The sequence below is a fragment of the Pseudomonas sp. 14P_8.1_Bac3 genome (assembly GCF_025466085.1).
Lineage (GTDB): Bacteria > Pseudomonadota > Gammaproteobacteria > Pseudomonadales > Pseudomonadaceae > Aquipseudomonas.
Map to the genome: position 1 here is coordinate 189592 of NZ_JANLOD010000032.1, position 6890 is coordinate 196481.

5 protein-coding genes and 1 pseudogene are annotated in these 6890 nt (G+C 57.5%); all 6 read left to right on the forward strand.

Going from position 1 to position 6890, the window contains the following annotated elements; translation table 11 throughout:
* The first annotated feature begins 26 nt into the window (after positions 1-26).
* Entirely contained in the window at positions 27-1679 is a 1653-nt protein-coding gene (locus tag NTD84_RS10330; RefSeq protein WP_262165016.1) for a GMC family oxidoreductase, read from the forward strand.
* Positions 1680-1873: 194 nt separating this feature from the next.
* Complete coding sequence (locus tag NTD84_RS10335) at positions 1874-2980, forward strand: sugar ABC transporter substrate-binding protein (protein ID WP_262165017.1); 1107 nt, start codon at positions 1874-1876, stop codon at positions 2978-2980.
* Between the two features lie 58 nt (positions 2981-3038).
* Entirely contained in the window at positions 3039-4022 is a 984-nt protein-coding gene (locus NTD84_RS10340) for an ABC transporter permease (protein WP_262165018.1), read from the forward strand.
* A 9-nt stretch (positions 4023-4031) separates the two neighbouring features.
* Positions 4032-5534, forward strand: coding sequence for a sugar ABC transporter ATP-binding protein (locus tag NTD84_RS10345; RefSeq protein ID WP_262165019.1), 1503 nt, complete (start codon positions 4032-4034; stop codon positions 5532-5534).
* 51 nt (positions 5535-5585) lie between these two features.
* Complete coding sequence (locus NTD84_RS10350) at positions 5586-6494, forward strand: ABC transporter permease (protein WP_262165020.1); 909 nt, start codon at positions 5586-5588, stop codon at positions 6492-6494.
* Between the two features lie 27 nt (positions 6495-6521).
* Positions 6522-6890: pseudogene (locus tag NTD84_RS10355) on the forward strand (electron transfer flavoprotein subunit beta/FixA family protein); the annotation flags it as partial.

Sequence of the window (6890 nt, forward strand, 5' to 3'; positions counted from 1 at the left end):
ACAAAAACAAGAGAGGAAACATCACCATGTACGATTTCGTCATTATCGGCGGTGGTTCGGCAGGTTGCGTGCTGGCGGCGCGATTGAGCGAGTCGATCGACGTTCGAGTACTTTTGCTCGAAGCGGGGCCCGCTGACACCAACCCTTACATTCATATGCCGGTCGGCTTTTTCAAGATGACGGGTGGGCCTCTGACCTGGGGCTATAAAGCCGTGGCGCAGGGTGACATCCAGGATCGCTCGATTCTCTTTCCCCAAGGCCGGGTTCTGGGCGGGGGTGGCTCGATCAACGCAATGGTCTATACCCGTGGCAATGCCAAAGACTATGACGATTGGGAGCAGGAGGAGGGCTGCCGTGGCTGGTCTTATCGCGATGTGCTGCCTTATTTTCGCAAGGCCGAGGACAACGAGCGGTTCTCCAATGAGTATCATGGCACCGAAGGCCCCTTGGGTGTCTCCGATCTGATCACGGTCAACGAGCTGACGAAGGCATTCGTGCGGTCTGCCCAGGAGGCGGGTATTCCGTACAACCCGGACTTCAATGGTGCCAGGCAAGAAGGCTGTGGCACCTATCAAGTCACGCAACGCGGCGGACGCCGTTGCAGCGCGGCCCAAGGTTATTTGAGCAAGGTTCGCAATCGACCCAATCTGACCATTCAGACGGAATGCCTGGTGACGCGGATTCGTATCGAGGACGGCCAGGCCACGGGGGTGGAGTATGTTCAGGGTAGCGGTTCGCGAGAGGTGAAATTCGTCGCGGCCGAGCGCGAGGTCGTGGTGGCGGCGGGGGCTATTGGCTCCCCCAAGATTCTAATGCTCTCTGGTGTCGGTCCGGCCGAAGAACTGGCCGGTCTGGGGATCGCGGTCAAGCAGGACTTGCCTGGTGTAGGGCAGAACCTGCAAGACCATTTTGACATCGATATCGTCTATGAGCTCAAGGGTTCGCAGAGCCTGGACAAGTACGCCAAGCCGCACATGATGTTAATGGCAGGTCTGGAATATAAGCTCTTCAACAAAGGCCCCGTGACTTCGAACATCGCTGAGGCTGGCGCTTTCTGGTACGGCGACTCACGCTCCAGCACGCCTGATCTGCAGTTTCATTTTTTGCCGGGGGCAGGTGTCGAGGCGGGTATTCCTCCCGTTCCTTCGGGGGCTGGTTGCACGCTCAACTCGTACTTCCTGCGCCCTCGCAGTCGTGGCAGCGTGAGGTTGCGTAGCGCTGACCCCTTGCAACCGCCGTCAATTGATCCCAACTACGTCAGCGACCCGTATGACCTGCATGTCTCAGTAGAAGGTATCAAGTTGAGCCGGGAAATCATGGCCCAGCATTCCTTGAGTCGTTACCTCAAATCCGAGCATTTTCCTGGTACCAGTGTGCGCACCCAGGCGGATTACGAAGATTACGCACGACGTTGCGGTCGAACCGGCTATCACCCGGTCGGGACATGCAAAATGGGGGTAGACGAATTCGCTGTGGTCGACCCGCAGCTGCGTGTGCGCGGCGTGCAGCGGCTACGCGTCATCGACTCTTCAGTGATGCCTCGGCTGATCAGCGCCAACACCAATGCGCCTTCGATCATGATTGCCGAGAAGGGGGCCGACCTTCTGCTGGGGCGCACCCTGACGCCTTCTGAAGTGCAGACCAAAAGCGGTCTCCAATCCCAGGATCAAACCGTATAACGCTTGGGTTTCTGCGCATCGATAGCTGTCCTTGATGCGCAGGAGCTTCATCGCTATCGACCATTCGAGAATTTTTTAACCTCCTCCAATCGCTAACGATTGCATCCTCGCTGCATTAGATTTATAAATAACTAGTTGGTTACTAAAAATACAATAAAGCGCTTATCACCCGGTGAGGCGCGTCCGGAGGTCACATGAATAACAACAATGAAAATGATCCAGTTCGGCTCCTCGAAATGAGCCGCCGCAAGCTGTTGTTGGGAGCCGCCAGCCTGGCCGGTGCCGGTGCAGTGGCGGGTTTGTTTCCCACGATGCTGTGGGCACAGACAACGCTGACTTTCTCCAACTCCTTCCGTTCGCTGACCAATCCCTACCACGCGATTTTCAATCGTGGCGGTGAAGCCTATGCCGCCAGCCAGAAGCTGCCGTACTCGCCGCTTGTGACCGAAGGCAACAGCCAGAAGGGCATTGCCGACATTCGCGCCTTGATCGCCAAGACTGACGGCAACCTGATCCTCAACGTCGAACCGAACGATTCCGCCGACGCCCGGGTCATCATCGAGCAATGCGTCAAGGCTGGCGTATACGTCACAACCATCTGGAACAAGCCGGATGACATGCATCCCTGGGACTACAGTCCGTATTGGGTGGCACACATGGCCGAGGATGGCCAGGCCGTGGGTGAGGCGGTGGCCATTGAACTGTTCGAAGCAATGGGTGGAAAGGGCGGTATCGTCGGCTTGGGCGGCATCTTCAGTAACGTTGCGTCGATCGGACGCCGCAGCGGCCTTGACGCTGCCTTGAAAAAATATCCAGACATCAAGCTACTGGATTTCCAGGCGGCCGACTGGAGTGCCAACAAAGCGTTCCCGATCGTGCAGTCCTGGCTAACGCGTTTCGGCAGCGAGATCAAAGGCATCTGGTGCGCCAATGACGACATGGGCATGGGCGCACTGGAAGCGTTACGCGGCGAAGGGTTGGCGGGGACGATTCCGGTGGTTGGTATCGATGCTATCGAACAGGCCGTGGATGCCATTCGTACCGGCGAATATGTCGCCACCTCCAACCTGGACCCGTACTGGCTCGGCAGCATGGGATTGGCACTGGCGCATGCGGCCAAAACCGGCCAGTTCGATCCGGCTAAAGAGCCTCACGAGCATCGCGAGTTCTATGTACGGCCACAGTTGATCACGAAGAAGAACGTCGAAGCCTTTTATGCGACCAACTTCAAGGGGACGCCGACGCTGGATGTCAGCGATTTCTGGGGTCGAATTGCCGGGCCCATTCGCTACAACTCGTAACCCCTCAGTCACGAATTTTCCTGTTTCTGCTGCCCTTTAACCAGAGGCGCAGCGGTACATGAACGCTTTTTCAATGCCTGTTTCCGGAGTTATCGTCATGGTCCGCCTGCGACGGTTTTCATCGCTTATTGTCCTGCTGCTCATCGGTCTGCTCATCGGTTCGGTCAATCCCAGTTTTTTTGACCCGATGAACCTGGCTCGAATCGCCACCACATCGTCAATTCCGCTACTGATGGCGTTGGGGGGACTGTTCGTTATTCAGATGGGAAGTATCGACCTTTCCGTTGAAGGGGTTGTTGCGGTCTCAGCGGTATCGCTCGCTTTGCTGATCGGCAACTCCATCAATAGCCACGCCATTGGGTTTTGGGCGCTGCCGATAGCGATCCTGGTTGGCGCACTGACCGGTCTTATCAACGGGCTGTTGCAAGTCAAAATGCGCATCCCGTCGTTCATGGCCACGCTGGGCGTCGGTTTCATCGGCATTGGCCTGGCCACCGCTTTGCTTGAAGGCAACACCGTGCGGGTGCTCGACATGAATACCCGGGCGATTGCCTTGACTCGCCTGATGGGGTTGCCGGTATCGGTCTGGATTGTGGTGTTGGCGCTGGGTGTCGCTCACTTCATTTCCCGGCACACGACGCTGGGGCGGCACGCGCTGGCCATTGGTGGCGGGGAGGATCTGGCGCGACTCAATGGCATCAACGTCAACCGTACGCGGATCACCATTTTCGCTTTGGCCGGGGCCTTTTACGGGTTGGCGGCGATCCTCGCCGTGGCTCAGTTCGGGCAAGGGCATGCATTGATTGCCCAAGGCCAACTGTTTACCGCGATCACTGCGATTGTCGTTGGCGGCGCCTCATTGGCAGGTGGCAATGGCAGCCCGTTGGGAACGTTGCTGGGGGTGTTGATCGTCGTGGTGGTCAGCAATGGCATGGTGCTGATGGGGGTCGCCCCCTACGTCCAGCAAGGTGTGCAGGGCGTGCTGATTATTGCCGCTGTAGCCATCGCCCTCGATCGTGCGAAAGCACGTGTCGTCAAGTGAGGAGGTCCCATGCTCACGCTCAATAATGTCAGTAAACGGTTCAACGGCGTCACGGTGCTGAAGAACATTTCGCTTGAAGTGCGCAAACACGAAGTTGTCGGGCTGATCGGCGAAAACGGTGCAGGCAAATCGACGTTGATGAAGATTCTCACCGGTGTCTACCAACCGGATGAAGGTCATTTGGAACTCGATGGTTCGCCAATCCTGCTCGATGGTCCGCGTGGCGCCACCGCCAACGGCATCGCCATGGTTTACCAGGAGCAATCGATCCTGCTCAACCTGTCGGTCGCTGAAAACCTGTTCATGGGGCGCGAGGACGAGTTCTCGCGCTTCGGTTGGCTGAACTGGAAAAAACTGCACAAGGCTGCTCGCCTGCAATTGGCCAAAGTCAATCTGGATATCGACCCTGGCATGTTGTGCAGTGAGTTGAGCTTCGGTCAGCGGCAAATGATTGAACTGGCCAAGGCCCTGGCACTGGAAGAGCGTACTGACGGTCATTTGGTGATCCTTCTGGATGAGCCGACCTCGGCACTCGAACAAAAGGAAATTGACACATTGTTCCGCTTGGTGCGGCAACTCAAGTCCCGTGCTTCGTTCATCTTCGTCTCCCATCGACTGGACGAGTTACTCGACCTCAGTGACCGGGTTTATGTGATGAAGGACGGGGAAGTGGTGGCGCAAATGGACGCCGCCGAAGCCTCGAAAGACCGCTTGCACACCTTGATGGTAGGTCGTTCGCTGCATGCCGAGTTTTACCGTGAGTCACTCCAGCAGCCGTGCTTGTCCGAGGTCGTGATGTCGGCGCGCGAGTTGGCGCTCGACGGCCACTTTTCCAGCCTGGATTTCGATTTGCATCGTGGAGAAGTGCTTGGCATCGCCGGGGTCATTGGCTCGGGCCGTGAAGAGTTGTGTCGGGTGCTGGCCGGTTTGATGCCTAAAAGTCGCGGTGAAATCCAGGTGCAAGGCCGTCGTTTGGACACTGGAAACCCGCGGGCGGCGATTCGTGCGGGTATCGGTTACATCCCCCGTGAACGCAAGGTTGAAGGCATCGTTTCAATGCTCAGCGTGGCGCAGAACATGACCCTGGCGCGCATCGGTCAAGTGACCTCGCTTGGGCTGCTCGATGAGCGCAAAGAGCGTTCGATCGCCGAAGACTGGATCAAGCGCCTGAGCATCAAAACCCCGGGACCGGATGCTTTGCTGCTCAACCTCAGTGGTGGCAACCAGCAAAAAGTGGTGTTGGCCAAGTGGCGCAATGCGGGCTCCACAATTCTGATTCTGGATCACCCGACTCGCGGGCTGGATGTGGGTGCCAAGGAAGACGTTTACCAACTGATCCGCGAGATCACCCGCCAAGGCGTCTCGGTGATTCTGACCGCCGATACCCTGGAGGAGATGATTGGGCTGAGTCACCGGATTCTGGTCATGCGAGATGGTGAAGTTGCTCAATCCTTCGACTGCCTGCCCGGCGCCAAGCCGCAGCAAGTAGACCTGATCAAGTATATGGTTTGAGAGAGTACAAAAATGCCCATTTCCCTTAGCGGATTTCGCAGTCAGGCGCCTTTGCTGGCCTTGATTGTTCTGGTTGCACTGATCGGCGGATATGACCCTGGGTTCATTCACCCCGGTGCTGTTCTTGGTCTGCTTGCCGACACCTCGACACTGTTTGTGATGGCGACCGGCATTACTTTTGTATTGCTCATCGGCGGTATCGATCTGTCTTCCCAGGCCGTGGCTTCCATGGCCAGTGTGATTGTCGCGCTGTTGTTGCCGGCTTACGGATTCTGGGCTTTCCCGATCGGGCTCGGCTTGGGAATCGCGACCGGCGCACTCAGTGGCTTGCTGCATACGTGGCTGCGACTGCCCTCGTTCATTGTCACCCTGGCGGTCGGCGGCGTCGTTACCAGTGTCACCATGCTCGCGTCGAACAATCGGTCGATCAATATCGACGGCGCAGAGCGCGATGCCTGGTTTGGCTGGGTCACTGGCCATACCGCCGGAATTCCCAATGAAGTCTGCGTGGCCTTTGTTGTGCTCATGCTGTGCATTTTCCTGCATCGCAAGACGCCTTTCGGTCGGTTCGGCAACGCCATTGGGGCCGGTGAGCCCGCTGCCTGGGCGTCGGGTATCAACGTCAATCGCATCAAGATCATGACCTTCGCGATCTCGGCCGGTCTGGCGGCGTTGTCTGGAATCATCATGGCCGGAAGGCTGTCCAGCGGTTCACCCACTTTGGCCAATGAGTTCCTGTTGCCGGCAATCGCGGCGGTACTGGTGGGGGGCACGGCATTGACCGGTGGCGTGGGTGGCGTCTGGCGAACGCTGATTGGTGCGCTGCTGGTTTCCGTGGTGCGGATCGGCATGACGTTCGTGGGTGTCAGCGTGTTTGCCCAACAGATCGTTTTCGGCGTGATCCTGATCATCGCAGTGGCCTTCACCATCGATCGTTCGAAGCTTCCGGTCGTCAAGTAATACATCCCAATACGGTGGAAAACAGCAATGAAAGTCCTTGTGTCAATCAAGCGGGTGGTCGACTACAACGTCAAGGTTCGCGTCAAGGCGGACAATTCCGGCGTCGACCTCGCCAACGTCAAGATGTCGATGAACCCGTTCTGCGAAATCGCCGTGGAAGAAGCCGTACGCCTGAAAGAACAGGGGGTTGCCAGCGAGGTAGTGGTCGTCAGCATCGGCAGCAGCGCGGCTCAGGAACAATTGCGCACGGCCCTGGCATTGGGTGCTGACCGTGCGGTATTGGTCGAGGCCGCTGAAGACATGGGCTCGCTGGCCGTTGCCAAACTGTTGAAAGCGGTTGTCGACAAGGAACAGCCTCAGCTGGTGATCCTTGGCAAACAAGCGATCGACAGCGAC